General features: G+C 43.8%; 15 protein-coding genes. 9 read left to right on the forward strand and 6 right to left on the reverse strand.

The genetic code is table 11. The annotated features are described in order from the left end of the window. Positions 1 to 153: 153 nt before the first annotated feature. The 6 genes from ACTXGH_RS09455 to ACTXGH_RS09480 all read left to right on the forward strand — a co-directional run bounded on the left by ACTXGH_RS09455 (position 154) and on the right by ACTXGH_RS09480 (position 8,286). Positions 154 to 1,497: a glutamine synthetase family protein gene (locus ACTXGH_RS09455; RefSeq protein WP_439261014.1), complete on the forward strand. Its 1,344-nt coding sequence runs from the start codon at positions 154 to 156 to the stop codon at positions 1,495 to 1,497. A 1-nt stretch (position 1,498) separates the two neighbouring features. Beyond that, the gene (locus ACTXGH_RS09460) at positions 1,499 to 2,869 is read left to right on the forward strand and encodes an NAD(P)/FAD-dependent oxidoreductase (protein WP_439296712.1); all 1,371 of its coding nucleotides are present in this window, start codon (positions 1,499 to 1,501) and stop codon (positions 2,867 to 2,869) included. Between the two features lie 189 nt (positions 2,870 to 3,058). Further along, a complete protein-coding gene (locus tag ACTXGH_RS09465) occupies positions 3,059 to 4,552 on the forward strand; it encodes a Na+/H+ antiporter NhaC family protein (protein WP_439261016.1) in 1,494 nt (497 codons plus the stop codon). A gap of 133 nt (positions 4,553 to 4,685) precedes the next feature. Next, entirely contained in the window at positions 4,686 to 5,555 is an 870-nt protein-coding gene (aguB, locus tag ACTXGH_RS09470) for an N-carbamoylputrescine amidase (protein WP_439261017.1), read from the forward strand. A gap of 82 nt (positions 5,556 to 5,637) precedes the next feature. After that, the gene (aguA, locus tag ACTXGH_RS09475) at positions 5,638 to 6,741 is read left to right on the forward strand and encodes an agmatine deiminase (protein ID WP_439296710.1); all 1,104 of its coding nucleotides are present in this window, start codon (positions 5,638 to 5,640) and stop codon (positions 6,739 to 6,741) included. 171 nt (positions 6,742 to 6,912) lie between these two features. After that, positions 6,913 to 8,286 (forward strand): NAD-dependent succinate-semialdehyde dehydrogenase, encoded by a 1,374-nt coding sequence (locus ACTXGH_RS09480; protein ID WP_439261019.1) that lies wholly within the window; start codon positions 6,913 to 6,915, stop codon positions 8,284 to 8,286. A gap of 79 nt (positions 8,287 to 8,365) precedes the next feature. On the opposite strand, the gene ACTXGH_RS09485 is transcribed toward ACTXGH_RS09480, so the two are convergent. The 3 genes from ACTXGH_RS09485 to ACTXGH_RS09495 form a co-directional block, all read right to left on the reverse strand. Next, the gene (locus ACTXGH_RS09485; protein WP_439261020.1) at positions 8,366 to 9,808 is read right to left on the reverse strand and encodes an APC family permease; all 1,443 of its coding nucleotides are present in this window, start codon (positions 9,806 to 9,808) and stop codon (positions 8,366 to 8,368) included. A 348-nt stretch (positions 9,809 to 10,156) separates the two neighbouring features. After that, positions 10,157 to 11,419, reverse strand: coding sequence for a 4-aminobutyrate--2-oxoglutarate transaminase (gene gabT / locus ACTXGH_RS09490; RefSeq protein ID WP_439261021.1), 1,263 nt, complete (start codon positions 11,417 to 11,419; stop codon positions 10,157 to 10,159). Between the two features lie 208 nt (positions 11,420 to 11,627). Continuing rightward, positions 11,628 to 13,103: an NAD-dependent succinate-semialdehyde dehydrogenase gene (locus ACTXGH_RS09495; RefSeq protein WP_439261022.1), complete on the reverse strand. Its 1,476-nt coding sequence runs from the start codon at positions 13,101 to 13,103 to the stop codon at positions 11,628 to 11,630. Positions 13,104 to 13,376: 273 nt separating this feature from the next. On the opposite strand from ACTXGH_RS09495, the gene ACTXGH_RS09500 reads away from it, so the two are divergent. Next, positions 13,377 to 14,147, forward strand: a complete 771-nt coding sequence (locus ACTXGH_RS09500; protein ID WP_439261023.1) for an IclR family transcriptional regulator — start codon at positions 13,377 to 13,379, stop codon at positions 14,145 to 14,147. An 18-nt stretch (positions 14,148 to 14,165) separates the two neighbouring features. Here ACTXGH_RS09500 and ACTXGH_RS09505 read toward each other — a convergent pair whose 3' ends face one another. Beyond that, the gene (locus tag ACTXGH_RS09505; protein ID WP_439296708.1) at positions 14,166 to 15,404 is read right to left on the reverse strand and encodes a CaiB/BaiF CoA transferase family protein; all 1,239 of its coding nucleotides are present in this window, start codon (positions 15,402 to 15,404) and stop codon (positions 14,166 to 14,168) included. Between the two features lie 202 nt (positions 15,405 to 15,606). After that, a complete protein-coding gene (locus ACTXGH_RS09510; protein WP_439296707.1) occupies positions 15,607 to 16,809 on the reverse strand; it encodes an acyl-CoA dehydrogenase in 1,203 nt (400 codons plus the stop codon). A gap of 217 nt (positions 16,810 to 17,026) precedes the next feature. Here ACTXGH_RS09510 and ACTXGH_RS09515 point away from each other — a divergent pair, with 217 nt between their 5' ends. After that, positions 17,027 to 17,854 carry an IclR family transcriptional regulator gene (locus ACTXGH_RS09515; RefSeq protein WP_439296705.1) on the forward strand — a complete coding sequence of 276 codons (828 nt, stop codon included), beginning with the start codon at positions 17,027 to 17,029 and terminating at the stop codon, positions 17,852 to 17,854. A 179-nt stretch (positions 17,855 to 18,033) separates the two neighbouring features. Here ACTXGH_RS09515 and rtcR read toward each other — a convergent pair whose 3' ends face one another. Then, positions 18,034 to 19,806 carry an RNA repair transcriptional activator RtcR gene (rtcR, locus tag ACTXGH_RS09520; RefSeq protein WP_439296703.1) on the reverse strand — a complete coding sequence of 591 codons (1,773 nt, stop codon included), beginning with the start codon at positions 19,804 to 19,806 and terminating at the stop codon, positions 18,034 to 18,036. A 123-nt stretch (positions 19,807 to 19,929) separates the two neighbouring features. Between rtcR and ACTXGH_RS09525 the strand changes: the two genes are divergently transcribed. Beyond that, entirely contained in the window at positions 19,930 to 20,070 is a 141-nt protein-coding gene (locus ACTXGH_RS09525) for a hypothetical protein (RefSeq protein ID WP_439261028.1), read from the forward strand. Positions 20,071 to 20,118: the final 48 nt, after the last annotated feature.

Raw genomic sequence — 20,118 nt, forward strand, 5'->3', positions numbered from 1 at the left:
AACGAGGCAATAAACTTTATTTATGACATCACTTATAGTCACTGTTTTATTTGAAATCTTCGATAACCTTTATAAAAAAGTGATACACAACAGCTACTAAAGGCTTAGTAGCAACAACTCAAAAAATCTTGAAAATCAATAGGAATTAGAGACATGACGACAACCAATGGAATGGTCGAATCTGCAAACAACACTGAATATGTCTATGTGGCTGCAGGTGATATTAATGGCTTACTTCGTGGTAAGCGCATCCCTTTTAGTCAAATGGAAAAAGCTCAGAACGGTAGCATCCGTTTGCCCTTGTCAATCTTAGGCGTCGACATATGGGGTGCTGATGTCATTGAGTCTTCTCAATGCAATGGTGATATAGATGCCATTGCTCGTCCTACAGGCCGTGCAGCATATCCCCTTCTTAACACTAGTGCACCATCATCTTTGCTACCCGTTTGGCTTTATACCGAAGACAACGAGCCTTATTATGGTGATGCCAGACACGTTTTAGATTACATCAGTAAAAAATTCAAAGAGCTTGGACTCACGCCAGTTATGGCAACGGAACTTGAGTTTTATCTGCTTGATTACACTGAAGGCGAAACCCCAAAACCCCCTATTCGTCCAAAAAGTGGGCTACGCCTGAATAAAACATCGATTTTAAGTATCAACGACTTACTACAATTCGATGAATTTTTAGATGAAATCTATGCTCAGTGTAAAAAGCTTGATATTCCTGTTGATGCTGCCTTGGCTGAAAATGGTTGTGGCCAGTTTGAAATCAATTTATTACATGTCGACGATCCATTAAAAGCTGCAGACGATGCCATTTTGTTTAAACAGGTTGTCAAAGCTGTCGCTGCACGTCGTAAACTAACCGCAACTTTTATGGCAAAGCCTTTTGGTTTGCAGTCAGGTAATGGCTTTCACGTTCACTGTAGTCTGCTTGATAAAGATGGCAACAATGTTTTTGATGATGGCTCAGAAGCTGGGTCAGATATGCTACGTCATGCGGTAGCTGGCCTTCTAAAAACCATGTCAGATTGCACCATATTATTTGCACCGCACGTCAACTCGTATCGCCGCTTTACTCCAGGGACACTGGCACCAAATAATATCTCATGGGGCTATGAAAACCGTACGGCAGCCGTACGTATCCCAGGTGGCGACTCTAAAGCACGCCGGATTGAGCATCGCGTGTCTGGTGCAGATGCCAACCCTTATCTGGTCTGTAGTGCAGTCTTGGCAGGCATGCTATATGGTATTGAAAACAAGCTTGAAGTCCCAGAACCCATCAACAGTATCACTTATGACGATAGTGAGCTTAAAACGTTACCTTTAGACTGGTTATCAGCCATTCGTAAGTTTGAAAATAGTGATTTAATCGACTCATTGTTCCCAAGTGAGATGATTGAGCTGTTAATCGCTGTCAAAAAACAAGAAGCCAAGCGCTTTGCTCAGCAAGTTACTAACCTTGAATACCTCACCTATTTACAGGATGTTTAATATGTCAAATAGCAATGTTACACCGCCTATGGAGCAAAATGCTCAGCCGAACAAGCCGTCTAATAATAAGCGCAATATTCCGCATTATTCAGACAAAGGGCAATATCCTGATAGCTATTATGCCGCCAGTCGTAATCCTAAGCCTGACAGACCGACGCTAAAAAATGACATTCAAACGGAGGTTTGTGTGGTTGGTGGTGGCTATAGTGGCTTATCAACCGCCCTACATCTGATCGAGACCGATCATGAAGTCGTCATTATTGAAGGCGCGCAGATCGGCTGGGGCGCATCAGGACGTAATGGTGGTCAAATCGTCAATGGCCTTAACGCCAGCCTACAAAAGATTCAAAAATCTTATGGTCAACAAAACGCAGACTTCGTCGGTCAACTAGTGACTCGCGGTGGCAAAATTATTCGTCGTTTTATCGCTGATTACAATATTGACTGCGATCTAAAAGAAAAAAACATCTTTGCAGCTCTAAACAATGGACAACTAAGGGACTTACAAGAAACGCATGCATTGTGGGAAAGCCATGGCATGCATGATCGAGAAATGTTGGACAAGTCTGGCATTCAAGAACACATAAAAACAGATGCTTATGTGGGCGGTGTCATTGATCATTCAGGCGGGCACTTTCACCCACTCAATCTAGCACTCGGTGAAGCCGCTGCTGTCGAACAAGGCGGCGGTACCATCTATGAAAATACGTTGGTCGTTGATATTGAATACTTCGATGACTCTATCAAAATCATCACTGAATTTGGCACAGTGACTTGTAAGCAGGCTGTAATTTGCGGCAATGCTTATCTAAATAAAGTCATTCCAAAACTGACGGATCGCGTCATGCCAGTATCAACGCAAATCATCGCGACCGAACCTTTGGGTGATTTGGCAGACCAACTGCTTCCAACCGATGTTTGTGTTGAAGATGTGCGCTATATTCTGGATTATTACCGTCTTTCTGCTGATAAGCGTATGTTATTCGGTGGTGGTACCGTCTACGGTGGTCAAGACCCATCTGACATTACAGCTAAAATCAGACCCAATATGAATAAGATATTTCCAGAATTGCGCGATGTCAAAATAGACTACGCGTGGAGTGGTAACTTTGCCTTGTCTTTTTCTCGTGTGCCCCAGCTGGGTAAATTACATGATCGCGTATTTTTCGCGCATGGCTATAGTGGTCATGGCGTGACAGGATCGCATCTATTTGGACAGATACTCGCCGATGCTATCAATGGCAAGACTGCAGAGTTTGATACGTTTACCAAGATACCATGGATACCTTTCCCAGGGGGCCGTGCATTAAGAGTACCTTATTCGATGATGGGATCATGGTGGTATGCCTTAAAAGATCGTACTGGCATGTAGACCAATAAGATAAATTAATAGATAATAGTTCATTTTTTAAATTTTTTGAGGATCGTTGTTACATTACACCATCACAGCAAAGGAGTGTTGTGATGAGCTTGATACCAGTAAATTCATAACTGTTATCAAGCATAAATTAAAGAGCATATTTTGTTCTATAAAAAATGAGGTTTTACAAGGAGTGTAACCATGAATATGAAGCTCAACGACGCTGTTGAAGGACTGTTTCATAACAAACGAGTGTTCTTAACGGTGGTAGTAGGCATAGCTATCTATCTTGCCTTTGTCTGGCTTTCAAGTACTCGAGATGCATCAGAATCTTGGGGTGCATTATCATTATTACCAACGCTACTAGTCTTAATCACTGCTATTGTCTCAAGACGCCCGTTTGAATCAATGATAGCAGGCTGTGTCGCCGGCCTGGTCATGCTCAATCCTTTTGATCTGGTCTCCCCCTTCGCCGACAATATCTCCATGGTTCTAGGTAATGAGACGATTATCTGGATCGTTTTGGTGTGTGGTCTTATGGGCGGGCTTATTCAACTGCTTGAGATCAGCGGTTGTCTAGATGGCTTTAGTGAATGGCTACAAAAGATCATCAAATCACGTAGACAGTCACTTTTGGCTACCTTTGCTTTGGGTATTGTGGTTTTTATTGATGACTATCTCAACTGTCTGGCCGTATCGACTTCTGTCAAAAAACTCACAGATGCGTATGGCGTATCACGTGAAAAACTGGCTTATATCGTCGATTCTACAGCGGCGCCCATGTGTGTTATTGTTCCTATTTCTACTTGGGCTGTCTACTTTGCAGGCTTGTTGGAAGAGAATAACGTCGCAGGAGACGGCGCTGGTTTAGGGCTTTATATCAGTGCTATTCCTTATATGGCGTATGCTTGGTTTGCCCTTATTATCGTATTCTTGGTTGCAACTGGTATATTTGGCAACTGGGGACCAATGAAAAAGGCTGAAAAACGTGCACAAGCTGGTAACCCTGTTCCTGAAGCCTTTGTAGAGGAGCAGTTAATCTCAAACGTCAAAGCCAAACGCAAGTTATCATTTAAAGCCAATATCTTAAATTTTGCTTTTCCTATGATCTTATTGATCGTCTCAACCATCTACTTTGAAATTGATTTATTAAGAGGCGCGTTATTGACGTGCTTTGTGACGGTTCTTGTATATTGGGTACAAGGAATTTTGAGCTTTGAGACCCAAGTTGAAGCTATTTTTAAAGGCTTTAAGGTCATGTTATACCCACTCTCAACTGTAATTGGAGGCTTTTTTCTAAAAGCCATCAACGATGAGCTTGGCATGACTATGTATGTCATTGAATCCATCACACCATATATGACCATTATCATCTTCCCTGCTGTCATTTTTGCAGTCATGGCTTTTTTAACATTTGCAACGTCGTCAAGCTGGGGTCTATATGTCTTAGCGATGCCAATTGTCTTCCCAATCTCTATGGCGCTGGGGGTTAGTACGCCACTTATGATTGGTGCCTTGTTATCTGCCTCTTCATTTGGTAGTCATGCTTGTTTCTTTAGTGATTCATCATTACTAGCAGCACAAGGCGCTGGGTGTTCACCGATGCAGCATGCCTTTACACAGTTCCCTTACGCTATGCTAGGTGCGGTACTGTCTGTCGCAACCTTCTTAGGCTTAGGGTTTATGATGGCCTAGATATAGCATAGTGTTGTTATCAGACCGTTATACTATGGGCAATTACCGTTTGGTCATTGTCCATTATCAACTATTTAATATGGTTTTTTTGTCCGACCTTACTTCTTAGCTAATATATAAAAGGAATTAGATTATGCGTACTGTAACTGTTGCTGCCACACAGATGGCTTGTGGTTGGGATATTCAACAAAACATAGATACGGCAACTGACTTGGTTACCAAAGCAGCTAAGGACGGTGCCAATATTATCTTACTCCAAGAGTTGTTCGAGACGCCCTACTTTTGCCAAGTTCATGATTTTGATTATTTTAAACTTGCCACCTCTGTCGCAGATAATGCTGCCATCACTCATTTCAAAAAATTGGCCAAAGAGCTAGAAGTGGTCTTACCGATTAGCTTCTATGAAAAGTCGGGCAATACGTTTTTTAATAGTATCACCATAATTGATGCCGATGGCGAGATACTTGGCACCTATCGTAAGACGCATATACCAGATGGCATTCCCTATGCTGAAAAGTTCTACTTTACCCCAGGCGATACTGGCTTTAAGGTGTGGCAAACCAAGTACGCCAAAATTGGGGTCGGAATTTGCTGGGATCAGTGGTTCCCTGAATGCGCGCGTAGCATGGCATTGATGGGTGCTGAAATATTATTTTACCCAACCGCTATTGGGGATGAGCCAACACTAGATATCGAATCAAAGGGGCATTGGCAGCGCTGTATGCAAGGACATGCAGCAGCCAACCTAATGCCAGTGGTTGCATCTAATCGTATTGGCTCTGAGACCGTCACACAAAATGGTGCTGATAGCGTGATGTCGTTTTATGGTGGCTCATTCATCACTGATGGCCGAGGCGAGATAGCTCAAGAAGCATCAGCAGATAATAATGAAGTCATCAGCGCCACCTTTGATTTAGACAAACTTGCTCGTGAACGCCAAGAATGGGGCGTTTTTCGTGATCGCCGTCCTTCTATGTATGGCACGTTACTGACTCATGGCTAAGCTGCACGTAATGTCAAACTGTGACTGAGATAGGTTATACAAAATTGTTTCTTAAAAGATTACTGCTAACAAGGTGACTTATATGTCTGAACTCATTCAAGACTCAACTCCGATAGACGACGGTTTTTATATGCCAGCCGAGTTTGAGCCCTTACAGCAAGTGTGGATGATCTGGCCTTATCGAGAAGACAACTGGCGTCAAAAGGCGGTCCCTGCCAAAGCAGCTTACAAAGCGGTGGCAATGGCTATTAAGCCCTATTGTAAGGTTGCAGTTTTAGTCAACCCTAATGACTACCAAGCTTGTCGTGATAGTTTGCCAGCTGATATTGACGTCATCTCCATGCCGAGCAATGATGCGTGGGCGCGGGACATCGTACCGACATTTTTAATCAATGATGCAGGTGAGCTACGCGGCTGTGATTGGACGTTTAATGCGTGGGGCGGAGACTACGATGGCCTTTATGCGCCTTGGGATGACGATGATAAGTTAGCTGCACGTCTATGCGATTATTTGAATATCGAACGCTACCGTACCGAAGATTTTGTGCTGGAAGGTGGCGCGTTTCATGTCGATGGTGAAGGCACAGTATTGACCACACGTATGTGCTTGCTCAGTCCTGGCCGTAATCCCCATCTTAACGAAACTCAAATCGAGGACAAGCTGAACACTTATCTTAATACCCAAAAGGTGCTCTGGATTGATGATGGTATCGATCCTGAAGAAACCACAGGACACATTGATGATATCGCCTGCTTTTCTCGTCCGGGTGAGGTGGTTTGCTTGTTTACCGATGACCCCAACCATCCGTTTTTTGAGGCCACTCAAAAAGCCTATAAACAACTCTCAAACATGAAAGATGCTAAAGGCCGACGTCTAACAGTTCATAAGCTTTGCTGTACCCAAAAGCCAGTTACGTTGCCTGAAAACTACGATATAGTACAGTCTGATGATGCCAAAGCGCGCCATACAGGTGATGTATGTATTGCCTCGTATGCCAACTTCTTAATCTGTAATGAGGCCATCATTGTCCCGCAATATGATGATATTAACGACAGTTTGGCCATTGAACAGCTTGAAAAAATCTTTCCTCGTCATCAGGTAGTGGGAGTACAGACAAAAGAGATTGTTTTTGGAGGCGGTAATATTCATTGTATTACCCAGCAGCAACCAGCCCTTAAACGCTAACGCTTAAACAATAGTAATTTTACTAAAGACATTATGCTATTCATACAGTTTAATATGTTACTGTAATGGGCTTTACCATTTATCAGAACACTTATAAGTGGTGTAAAATTAAATTTTAAACGTTAATTGTTTGAATAATAATCAATATGGATTTTAACCAAAGGAATATTTATGAGCGACTATCAAGTTAGCAACCCCGCGACTGGTGAAATCGAAGCCACCTACCCAACAGCGACTGAGCAAGATATTCAGCATGCTATTGAACAAGCAGACAATGCTTATCAAGAGTGGCAAAAAACCTCTCTTAGCGAACGTAGTGCGATAATGAATAAAGTCGCTGACATCTATATTGATCGTCAAGATGAGCTTGCACGTATCGTTGCCAATGAGATGGGTAAACCTGTTGGGCAAGCAAAAGGTGAGATCGGCTTGGTCGCTGAAATTTATCGCTACTATGCAGACAATGCTGAGCAACTATTGGCACCGAATACGATCGATGTTGATCAAGGTTCAGCGTCTGTAGAAAAGTTGCCAGTTGGTACATTATTTGGCATTATGCCGTGGAATTACCCTCATTATCAGGTCGCACGTTTTGTCGCGCCGAACGTCATGGCAGGCAATACCATTATTCTAAAGCATGCGCCCCAGTGCCCGAATACCGCAGAAGTCATCGTTGATATCCTAAAAGACGCAGGCCTGCCTGATGGTGTGTATAACAATGTCTTTGCTACCAATGAGCAAGCGGCGACCATTATTGAAGACAGTAAAGTCCAAGGCGTCTCATTAACAGGCTCTGAGCGCGCAGGACAAGCAGTTGCAAAAATAGCGGGCGGCGCGCTTAAAAAGGTCGTTTTAGAGCTTGGTGGTTCTGATGCCTTTATTGTGGCAGCAGATGCTGATATTGAGCAAGCTGTTGAAGGAGCTATTGAGGGTCGTTTTGGTAACACCGGCCAAGCTTGTAATGCAGCCAAACGCTTAATTGTCGTTGATAGCGTATATGATCAGTTTGTTAAAGGCTTTACCGACGCGGTACGTGGAATGAGCCTAGCGGATCCGCATAATGAAAAAACTTTCATTGGACCGATGTCATCAAAAAGTGCAGCGCAGAATTTGCAAGAGCAGTTAGATGGCGCTATTAAAGCAGGTGCAACTGTGCTTGTTGAAGGCGGCATGGTTAAAGATAAGCCTGGCGCTTGGTTTGCCCCTGCTGTACTGACAGACGTTGATGATTCGATGGATGTTTATCGCGAGGAGCTATTTGGTCCTGTCGCGGTCATCTATAAAGCCCGTGATATCGCTCATGCTATCAAAATTGCCAATGATGTTCCGTTTGGTCTTGGCGCGTCCATTCAGACCCAAGATTCGGCTCTAGCAGCACAGATCGCTGAACAACTAGAAGTGGGTATGGTAACGATTAATTCACCGTCTGGCTCTGAAGCCAACACCCCATTTGGCGGTGTCAAACGCTCAGGGTTTGGTCGTGAGCTTGGCACCCTTGGTATCACTGAGTTTTTAAACTATAAGTTGATTCGTGATAAATCGTAATTAATAGAGTCATTGTTTATACAAACAAAAAGCCTAACATTTGATGTTAGGCTTTCTTGCAATTAGAACCGTAACAAACTTATTTCTTGTAAGGATTCTCTTGTAACCACTGCTGATTGACAATCTTTAACTCTTCTAACTCAGCTGCCATGACCACTTTGCTCTTGCCTGGATTTTTGATCGACTCATAAGTGAAGAAAATGATACCTAATATGGTCCAGCCGACGAATATTGACCATTCAATTCCAGAGAGTGCCGATGGCATTCCGGGTAGATATAATACAAACAAGCCCAAACTGAGAATAATAGTAATCATACCGACAACTTTGCCTGCTGGAATCTTAAACGGACGTACCATATTAGGCTCGCGATAACGCAATACCAAAAACGATACTGCTACTAAGGTATAAGCAATGACGACACCGAAACCACCCGCTGTAACGATCCATACTAGCATCTTACGACCAAATAATGGTGCAAGCGTAGCAAGTCCACCGATAAGTAAGATTGCATTGATTGGTGTCTTATGCTTAGGATGCAGTTTACCCAAGAAGGCTGGCAGCATATGAGCTTTAGACATCGCATAAAGTAAACGGCTACCACCAATCAAGAAGGCATTCCAGCTCGACATAATACCAAGTACACCACCGATGACCAGTAAGACACCTGCCCATTTGCCTTGCCATGCGGTCTCCATTGCATCAGCAGTGCCTAAAGAGGATGTTTCAGCTAGCGCCAACGGTAGCGTCACGCCTACACTCCAAATGACCGCAACATACCAAATCACCGCGACAATTAACGAGACAATTAAGAATTTACCGATATTTGGACGGGTTAAGTTCATCTCTTCTGCTGCCTGCGGGATAACATCAAAACCTACAAACATAAAGGGAACCATTACGATAACGGCCATAATACCGCCAATACCACCAATGAACGCAGGCGACAACTCAGTGTTTGTCGTTTCAGGATTGAAGAGCAGTGCCCCTATAAACAATAGAACACCAACAATCAAAATACCAGCCACTGCTGTTTTTTGAAACCAAGCACTGACTTCCATACCACGTGTGTTCAGCCAAGTCACTAAAACAGAGCCTGCCATACCGACGCCTGCCCATGTCGCATAGACATCCCACCCTGCTACATTCCATAAATACCCTTGATTATAATTCGGTATCAAATACTCTACCACGGTAGGTAGAGCAACGGCTTCAAAAGCCACGACCGACAAATAACCAAAGAGCATACTCCAAGAGCATATAAAGGAGACATTAACCCCTAAAGCACGGTGGGTATAAGTGTGCTCACCCCCTGTAATCGGCATGGATGAGGTCAGCTCAGCATAGGTCACACCGATCATAACGACCGCAAGTCCACCGACTAAGAACGCGGTGATAGCGCCCCACGTCCCAGCTGAGACTACCCAACCACTAGCCAAAACGACCCAGCCCCAACCTACCATAGCACCGAATGCTAGAGCGATAATATCGACTACCCCTAACGATTTTTTCATTGCAGACATAACTTGCTCCTTGTCCGTGTATCATCCGTGTCAACCTTTTACGGTTAAGCTGGCTTGATTTGATATCTAAAACCTACCGCCTAGACTCTAATACTCATATTACTTGTTTGGTATTAGCGCAAGCAATGGCTTCTCATTACTGTAACTTAAAATATGAACTGACAAAAACAACAACGGCGTCTTGATTTACAAGACGCCGTTATAGAGCTTATATTCAGAATTAATACTCCAAAAGCGTCCTTGCTTTTATATCTATACCCTACCTTTTAACCAAACTAAAAATTTAGTTAAAACCGATACAATCGTTACGATATGTTTTAGCACAAAGCCCCTAAAACTGCGTAGCAATTAAGCGGTTAAAATACCTTTTATAATATCAAGACCTTCTTGCAATACTTCATCTTCAACTGTTAGAGGAACCATGACACGAATCGCGTTGCCATGCATACCACAAGACGCTAACAATAAACCTTGTTCAAAAGCTTTAGCTTTTAGGTTAGCTGTTGCATCCGTATCAGGTTTGCCTTCACTATCGATCAGCTCAAAAGCTAACATTGCACCTTTGTGACGAATATGACCGATACTGCTAAGGTTTAGATCTTTTAAGAATGCTTCGATTTTATCGCCAATCTCAACACTGCGCTCAAGTAGGTTTTCTTCTTCAATGACTTCCATGACGGCCAGTGCTGCCACACATGCAAGCGGGTTACCAGAATAAGTCCCACCCAAACCGCCGACTTGCGGTGCATCCATAATATCAGCACGACCAATGACTGCAGAGATAGGATAACCACCTGCTAAGCTTTTAGCGCTCGTCATTAGATCAGGCTCGACGCCTAGCTGCTCACTGGCGAACAAAGTACCCGTACGTGCAAAACCACACTGGACTTCATCAAAAATCAGTACAATGCCATGCTCATCACAAATTTTACGCAACGATTTAGCAAATGATGGCGTTACCTGATGAAAACCGCCTTCACCCTGTACTGGCTCAATGATCATCGCGGCCACTTCGCTTGGATCGATATCCGCTTGAAAAATCATCTCAAGACTATGTAGCGCTTGTGCTTCTGTGACGTTCAACTCTTCAGCTGGGAATAGCGCATGAAAAACAGGTCCTGGCATAGGGCCAAAGTTCTTTTTGTATGGAAGCACTTTACCTGTTAGGCTCATGCACATTAGCGTACGGCCATGCCAACCGCCAACGAAAGAGATAACACCTGGACGACCTGTTTTAGCGCGAGCAATCTTAATGCAGTTTTCAACCGCTTCAGCACCAGTCGTTAAAAAGAAAGCCTTGGTATCGCCACTGATGGGGGCTTTTTTGCAAAGTTTTTCAGCAAGATCTACGTAGCATTCGTAGTTAATCATTTGCGCGGCTGTATGCGTAAACTTGTCTAGTTGCTCATGGACACGCTGGGTGATTTTTGGATGGCTGTGACCAGTATTGAGTACTGAGATACCGCCTACAAAGTCGATATAACGATTACCTTCAACGTCCCAAACTTCAGAATTTTTTGCTTTTTCTGCGAAAATAGGAAACGCCACACCAAGTCCTGTTGGTAACACAGCTTTACGGCGCTCAAGCAATGATTGATTGTTCGTAGTCATAGGAATGTCCTTTTCTTTATTTTTACATAAGTGGCGGTTATTGAGTAACGATTTATCTAATAAATACTAGATACCAAATTTTATTAATTTTATTTAACACTAAAATTCTTTAACGCATTGATCCTCAACTTAACATTCATCAAAAACTATGGAAGAAGCTGAGGATCAAAAAACTGACTGTTAAAAACCAAATGCATCAGTCAAATCATTAACTGACGTCAGAGCACCAGTACTTGGTCACAACGTATTCTTCGATACCATATTTAGAGCCTTCACGACCAAATCCTGACTGCTTCACACCGCCAAATGGAGCTACTTCTGTAGAGATAAGTCCCGTATTATGACCGATGATACCGTACTCAAGACCTTCCGAGACGCGCCATGAGCGAGCATAATCTCCGCTGTAGAAGTAAGCGGCCAATCCGTAAATCGTATCGTTAGCTCTACGAATCACTTCTTCTTCGTCGTTAAAGGTAAATATGGTAGCGATAGGACCAAAAATCTCTTCGTGAGCAATGTCCATGTCACTACTAAGATCAGTAATGACAGTCGGGTTATAGGTCAACTCTGATGCGCTATTGATACTACCACCAGCGATTAGTGTTGCGCCTTTATCCAATGCATCTTTGAGTAGTGCTTGTACCTTATCTAGTGCTTTTTTGTTGATTAAAGGACCGATATCCACGCCTTCCTCTAAGCCGTTACCAACGTTCAGTTCAGCTACTTTTTTGACAAACACATCCAAAAATTCATCTTTGATGCTGTCTTGGACATACACACGGTTGGCGCACACACAGGTTTGACCAGCGTTACGATATTTAGAAGCAATCAAGCCTTCGGCTGCTTTTTCAAGATCTGCGTCATCAAAAACGATAAATGGGGCGTTGCCACCCAGCTCTAATGACAGCTTTTTGATAGTCGGTGCACATTGAGCCATCAAAGTACGGCCCACTTCCGTAGAACCTGTGAATGATAACTTATGAATACGAGTATCGCCTGTAAGGATGTCACCAATCGTTGATGATTTACCAGTAACGACTTGAATGACACCAGCTGGGATACCTGCTTGCTCTGCTAATGCACCTAATGCTAGCGCAGAAAATGGAGTCTCAGTGGCCGGTTTGATGATCATCGTACAGCCTGCCGCTAATGCAGGTGCAGCTTTTCGGGTAATCATCGCAGCTGGAAAGTTCCAAGGCGTAATAGCCGCGCAAACACCAACTGGCTGCTTAAGAACGACGTGGCGCAGTTGGGATTGATTGGCAGGAATCACATCACCGTAAACGCGCTTGCCTTCCTCTGCAAACCAGCGAATAAAGCTATTGGCATAACCAATCTCACCGCGCGACTCGGTCAAAGGCTTGCCTTGTTCCGCGGTCATAATGATTGCAAGATCTTCTTTATTTGCATCAATGAGATCTGCCCATTTTTGCAATAATTCTGCACGTTCTTTTGGTGTTTTTGCAGCCCATGCTGTTTGTACGTCGTGCGCATAAGCGACAGCGTCATTGACGTCTTCGGTGGTAAGACTTGGAATAGTGCCAATAACGTCCCCACCAAAAGGGTTACTTACTTCAAGAGTGGCTTCATCACTAGCAGCATGCCATCCATCCTTAATCAAGCAGTGTTGCTTAAGCAGGTCTGGGTTTGACAACTGTAGAGTAGATTGTGACCGTTGTGACATTTTGACGCTCCTTGTCGATTGGACTAATGGCATATTATAAAGGTAGATAAAACGGTTATTAGTAGCTTTGATAATGAAATCGTTTTGATACGACTCTACATAAATAATTATTGATAACTGTTATATTGTTCAATATACTGAACATAGATTCTATATATGAGACATCATTATAAGAATGATGGGATCCATTTTGCAACCTTTATTCTCATTTTCATGACTATTTAACGCTTTATTTTTATTGTTTTTAATTTTACTCACCTTTATAGGCCCCTTATGAGCTCAACCGCTGTTCCTGCATTAGACAAAACTTTTCAGATTTTAGATTTGATTACGGCAAGTACCCAGCCCTTGACAGCCGCTCATATTGCCAAAGAATTAGATCTTCCTCGCAGCTCAACCCATAATATTTTACAAAGTCTGCTCACCAAACATGTAATCTATAAAGACGCTGAAAATCGTTTTCATTTAGGTTCTTATTTAATGTACTGGGCGGGCAAATATGAGCAGCAGCAAGGTGTGATCCAGCTATTTAAAGACTTAATCGTACAGTATCCTGCCCTACTACAGCATACCGTCACGCTATCTAAACTGGACTTAGGAGAAGTGGTATTTTTGGCCTGTCATGAAGCCCCTGCGCCGCTCGGCTTTACCTTCCGTGCTGGGGTACGTGTGCCCGCCGTATTTTCGGCGACGGGCAAAGCCATGCTCTCAACCTTACCTATAGATACTATAGAGACGATATATGAGGGGCAATTTCCTAAACCGCTAACCCCAAATGGCGTTGACAACTTTGTCAGCTTTGCCGATGAGATGGCAGCTATTCATGACAGCCGTATTTCATTAGATGATGGACAGCTACGCGAGGGTATGTATTGCTTAGGTACTTATATTCGTAATGCCTCTGGTCACGCAGTCGCTGGCATGGCAGTCAGCTTTTTGCAAGTTGAATATGAAGCCAAACGCGCTGAGGTGAGTGCTGTTCTGATTGAGTTGGCCAAACAAATAGAGCAGCGCTTAGGCTTTATACCTTCACGCTCAGCCTAGCTTTGTTGTCCATTTTAACTAAACAATACCGTCTGCTTTGAGTTTGGCTATCATCTCGCTATCATAGCCAAGATCTGCAAGCGTGCTATCGGTATGCTCGCTTAGTCGCGGCGGCGGTGTACGATAAGTTACTGGAGAAGCTGATAGCTTAATAGGGCTACCAAGCGCTCTTACCGGACTGCCTTGTGCGGCAAAATCAACAATCATCTCACGTGCTTGCGCTTGCGGCATTGCTAAAGCTTCAGCGATGTTATGAATGGCACCGCAAGGAATACCTGCCTGCTCTAATGCCTCTAACCAATACGCACGCGGATGCTCGGCAAACTTCTTAGCCAGCTTATCACACAACAGATCACGCTCTACTACTCGTGCAGGATTGGTCATAAAACGGTTGTCGGTATGCCAATCGACTCCTAGCACTTCGCAAAGTTTGGCAAATTGGCTGTCGTTACCACACGCTAAAATAAAATGCTCTTCACCCTGACCTGCAAACACCTGATAAGGTACGATGTTTGGATGCTGGTTGCCCAGTCTTGGTGGTACAGTTCCTGATGCTAAATGATTCATACCGACGTTAGCTAACATGGCCAGCGCACTATCTAATAACGCCACATCGACGTGTTGTCCAAGCCCAGTATGTTGACGCGCCAATAGTGCCGCTTGGATACCAATCGTGAGTTGCAGACCTGCAAATAAATCGACAATGGCAACGCCAACCTTATGTGGTTCACCATCGCTGGGGCCTGTAATACTCATCAACCCTGATAGTCCTTGGATAATATAATCATAACCTGGACGCTTAGCATCTGGTCCTGTCTGACCAAAACCCGTTAAAGAGGCATAAATTAGGCGCGGATTGTCTTGTTTCAGGCTATCGTAGTCTAAGCCGTACTTTTTGAGACCGCCAACCTTAAAGTTCTCTACCACGATATCGCTATCAGCGATTAGCTGCTTGATAATGGCTTGTCCGGCTGGGGTCGTGATATCGACAGTGAGCGATTTTTTATTGCGGTTAATAGTCGCATAATAGGCAGAAGTGTCATCGCTGAATTTGGGCGGTGCCCAATGACGGGTTTCATCTCCGATGCCAGGACGTTCAACCTTGATGACTTCTGCGCCAAGATCGGCGAGCACTTGTGTACAGGATGGACCGGCCAATACTCTAGACAAGTCCAATACCTTAATACCCTGTAAAGCTGCCCGTGGTGCATTATCAATATCGTCTTGTGAATTAGAAGGTTGTAATGTCGTACTCATGATATTCCCTTACCTTTTAGAAACATTGAGGTATTCATTATTTTAAGCTTGCGCATACATCATTATTTCAAATTATAAAAAAACGCACGCTAATGTTAAGCGCTGTATTAAAGGCTAAACAGTAACGTACGTTAGTCGTTGAAAATTGATATTTAGCTATGAATTAATCAAAAGCTAATTATTACCTTGCTAGCGCTTTAGATTAATAAAACGCTTGAATACCAGTCTGCGAACGACCTAGGATAAGTGCATGGATGTCATGCGTACCTTCATAAGTATTAACCGCTTCTAGGTTCATGACATGGCGAATGATATGGAACTCATCAGAGATACCGTTACCGCCATGCATATCACGAGCAACACGAGCGATATCTAATGCCTTGCCGCAGTTGTTACGCTTAATTAGCGATATCATCTCAGGCGCTGCATTATGCTCATCCATCAAGCGACCAACACGTAGCGCTGCTTGCAAGCCAAGGGCAATCTCAGTTTGCATATTAGCAAGTTTTAGTTGTACCAATTGCGTTGCGGCTAATGGACGGCCAAACTGTTTGCGATCAAGGGTATATTGGCGCGAGGCTTTCCAGCAAAATTCAGCCGCACCCATTGAACCCCATGCGATACCGTAACGGGCTTTATTTAAGCAACCAAACGGACCTTTAAGACCACGAATATCTGGGAAGGCATTGGCTTCAGGAACAAATACTTTGTCCATGACAATCTCACCAGTCACTGAAGCGCGCAGTGAGAACTTACCTTCGATCTTCGGTGCAGATAGACCTTTCATACCTTTATCTAAGATAAAGCCTCGAATGTCGCCTTCATCATCTTTTGCCCATACGACGAACACATCAGCGATAGGACTGTTGGTAATCCACATCTTATTACCAGTCAGCTCATAACCGCCATCGACAGCACGCGCACGAGTCGACATTGACGCAGGATCTGAACCTGAATCAGGCTCGGTCAGACCGAAGCAACCGACATATTCCCCTGAAGCAAGCTTAGGCAGATACTTCTCTCTTTGCTCTTCAGTACCATACTCATGGATAGGATGCATAACCAAGCTTGACTGCACACTCATCGCAGAGCGGTAACCGGAATCTACTGCTTCCACTTCTTTAGCAATTAGACCATAAGCCACGCTTGACAAACCAGCACAGCCGTAACCTTCAATCGTTACGCCAAGTAAGCCCATCTCGCCCATTTGACGCATAATATTACGGTCGAAATTTTCGTTGCGATTGGCCTCTAAAATACCAGGCATTAATTCTTTTTGAAAAAACTGATGCGAGCTTTCATTGACCATGCGCTCTTCATCAGTAAGCTGATTACGCAATAAAAAAGGATCTTCCCAATCAAAACTTGGGCTGGCATTCGTTCGTAGGTTAGTAGGTGCTGACATGTCGTACTCCTTTACTTAAGACGGCTTGTAAAAACTGTTCATCAACGTTTTATCAAAAACTACTTATATAACCAGCTAAATCACAAGCAAATTTTATTTGACAACAATTTTATTTGACAACCAAGTTCCGCTATGTGAAACTTAGTTTCATAATGTAAAACTATTTAAGCAAAATTTATCTCTCTTGTAAACCTTTTTGAATATATGCGGTCAAAAAATGACAAAAAACTTGCCAAAACCGACGCCTTTACTAGTACGCACGAATAATGCCCTTGTGCAAAGCAAAAAGACAGAAGACAGACAGTTTGTCACGGCGCTTGGGCGCGGCTTGTCTATACTTGCTGCCTTTGAACAGCAAGAGCAGTTAAGTCATCAGCAATTGTGCCAAATGACAGCACTACCGAAAGCGACCATCACTCGGTTAATTTACACTTTAACCACGCTTGGATTTTTACGTATCACCGCCTACGGTCAGTATGAGTTGGGTAGTAGCGCAGTGCGATTAAGCGCTACTGCTTGGAGTCGTCATGATGTAGTCGCATTTGCTGAACCTTTGCTACGTCAGTTTGCAACACAAAACGAAGTGTCAGTGAACTTAGCCACAGAGATTGCAGGCGAAATGCGTTATCTTGCCTGCTGCCGTAGCCCTGCTCGCCTATCGGTCAATTTACAAGTTGGCTCAGCCGTACCCATTGCACGCACCGCCATTGGACGAACTTTTTATGCGGCAAGCTCACAAGAAAGACAGGCGGTTATCATTGGCAATCTGCAAGAGAATTTGTCTGTCGAGAATTATAACCATGCGCAAAGCACTCTAGCCAGCGCAGCGGAGCATTATGAGCAGTACGGTTATACTGTGTCTGATGGAGAGTTTTCTACTGACATATTAGCAGTCGCGGTTGGGGTGTTTGATGTCGCCACTGGGCAATATGCGTATTCACTCAATGCTAGTGTGCCAAGTGCCAACTGGGAAGCAGATGACTATGCTGAGATGATAGTGCCAAAGTTGCAGGCATTGGCGGAGCGGATTGGTGGTGGGGATTAAAGCGGTTGATATTTATCATCTTTAACGCTATAGATCATTATCGAACCATTAGCATTAACCTTATAACGATTGCGAACATGAGCAATGTAAGGATCGCCGCCACAGATTTCATCGTGGATCACTCATAACTACTTCCTTTTATTTTAATATTCAATCAGCAAAAACAATGCTTTTAAACTCTACCCCAGCTCATCAAATCTAAGCCCGAATTTGAGCAAATACTTACGCAATCTATCGCTATCATTTGGGCTTTTAAGCTTATCTCTTGAATTAGCGTAAAGATAGCGTCCCGCCGCCGCTTGGTTTTTATGGCTGATACACACCTCAATGACATACGCCAGTTGTACTGCGTCAAACGGATCAATCGTAGCAAGGGTTTCATTATCTAAATATTTATTTAGAATGTCATAACTACCCTGCTCAACTAACTCACTGTTGGAACTGATTTTAACATCATTACTTGAACCATTACTTAGGCTATTTTTAGTTGCGTCATTGCCTTTATCATTACTTAAACTGTTCGAGCCATTCAAACCATCTACCAAACCCCAAATATTCATCAAGCGCGCGATCTCTGCTTGTACGTCTGTTTTCCGAATCACTTTACTTTCAGTCAGCGTTGTTAAGCGAATCATACTCGCGGTCAAATCACGAAAGTTACCTTGCCATGTCGCCTCAGAACTTGTCGCAAAGTCTTCGTATAATTGCCGCGCATCAACCGTAAAGCGGAATTGCTGTTGCTGCTCGCTACCCAAACGCGCCAGCTCATAGTCGATATTGGCAGGTAAATCCTCTAAGCGGTCTTTTAATGAGGGCAAAAAAAACGTCCAAGTATTGAGCCGTGCAAATAAATCCGCACGAAACTCTCCATTGGCAACTGCTTGTCGCAGGTCTTTATTGGTTCCTGCCATCAGCTGAAATGAGACACTGATCGGCGTATCACTACCCAGCGGATAAAAGCGCTGCTCCTCCAAAGCGGTTAGTAACATCGCTTGCTCATCAAGACCCAACTCGCCGATTTCATCTAAAAACAACAATCCGCCATCGGCTGATTTTAGCAGTCCCTCACGACTGGACGCCGCGCCGGTAAACGCGCCTTTGATATGACCAAAGAGTACGCTCATAGCGGTATCGCCGCGCAAGGTGGCACAGTTGACCTCGACAAAGTTATCAAGGGTATATTTGTTTTGCGCGCTGCTATTGGCTTTGGCTTTTTTAAGCGCGTAGATTTGGCTCGCCAATTGCGACTTGCCTGCCCCTGTTGCGCCTATTAAAAGTATTGGCGCGGTGGAGCGCGTCGCGACTTTTTCGATATCGGATATTAGCTTTTGATAAGCAGCGTTTTGGGTGACCAGATTGGCTTGTAAGGTTTGCCAATGTTGCTGCTTTTCGGCCTCAAAACGCTCACGCAAGCCATCGTAGCGTGAGACATCCAAATCAATCACTTGATAGCGGCCTTGCGGATCAGCTTGGTCGGGTCTTGGGCACGGCGAAGTTTGAACCAGATCGGCAGGAATAAACCCCGCCTCCACCAGTAAAAACCAGCAAATCTGTGCCACATGCGTGCCTGTGGTGAGATGTAGCAAGTAATCAGTATTATCTTGAAAATCAAAGCCTGTGGCAAAGTCATATAGCTCGGCATAGACATCGGCAAAGTCCCACGGGCTTGATAACGTCACATGATGAGCGATGACTTGTGTCTGCGGACTGACTTTGGCGATATCGTCTTTGACAATCTTAAACAGGCGCTTATCACGCTTGCTATATAAAACATGCAGCTCATCGACGAGCATATCATCGTGCAGGCATAGACTTACCGTCGGTCGCCAGCGTTGCCAACGCTTGTCATTAAAGCCGTTGTCTAAGGTGGTACCGAGAAAGCCGATGATGGCGGTTTTATTAGGGATAGCTTGGTTAAGATGTTTTATATTAGACTGAGAGTTATTAGGCATATTTTTATTATAAGTCAGCTGCTCTATTGAGCTTTGTAAAAAGGGACATTCTGCTATAATCAAAGCAACCAGCTATCATTATAACCATAGCGTATAAATGCCTATTATAAATAAGGAACAAAAATGAGAAACCAAATCATGTATGGTCTATTAGGAGCCACATTACTGCTTGGCGCTTGTGCTGAGCCGCCACCAGAAGAAGCAGCGCCAGTTGAAGGACCGCCAGATACTGAAGTTGAGCCGGTAGAGCCAGTCGCTGAGTAATAAAACAGTATTAATAGTCTGCAAAACATTTGGCGAATGATTAATACT

The organism is Psychrobacter sp. 1Y10, assembly GCF_052259005.1.
Taxonomy (GTDB): domain Bacteria; phylum Pseudomonadota; class Gammaproteobacteria; order Pseudomonadales; family Moraxellaceae; genus Psychrobacter; species Psychrobacter saeujeotis.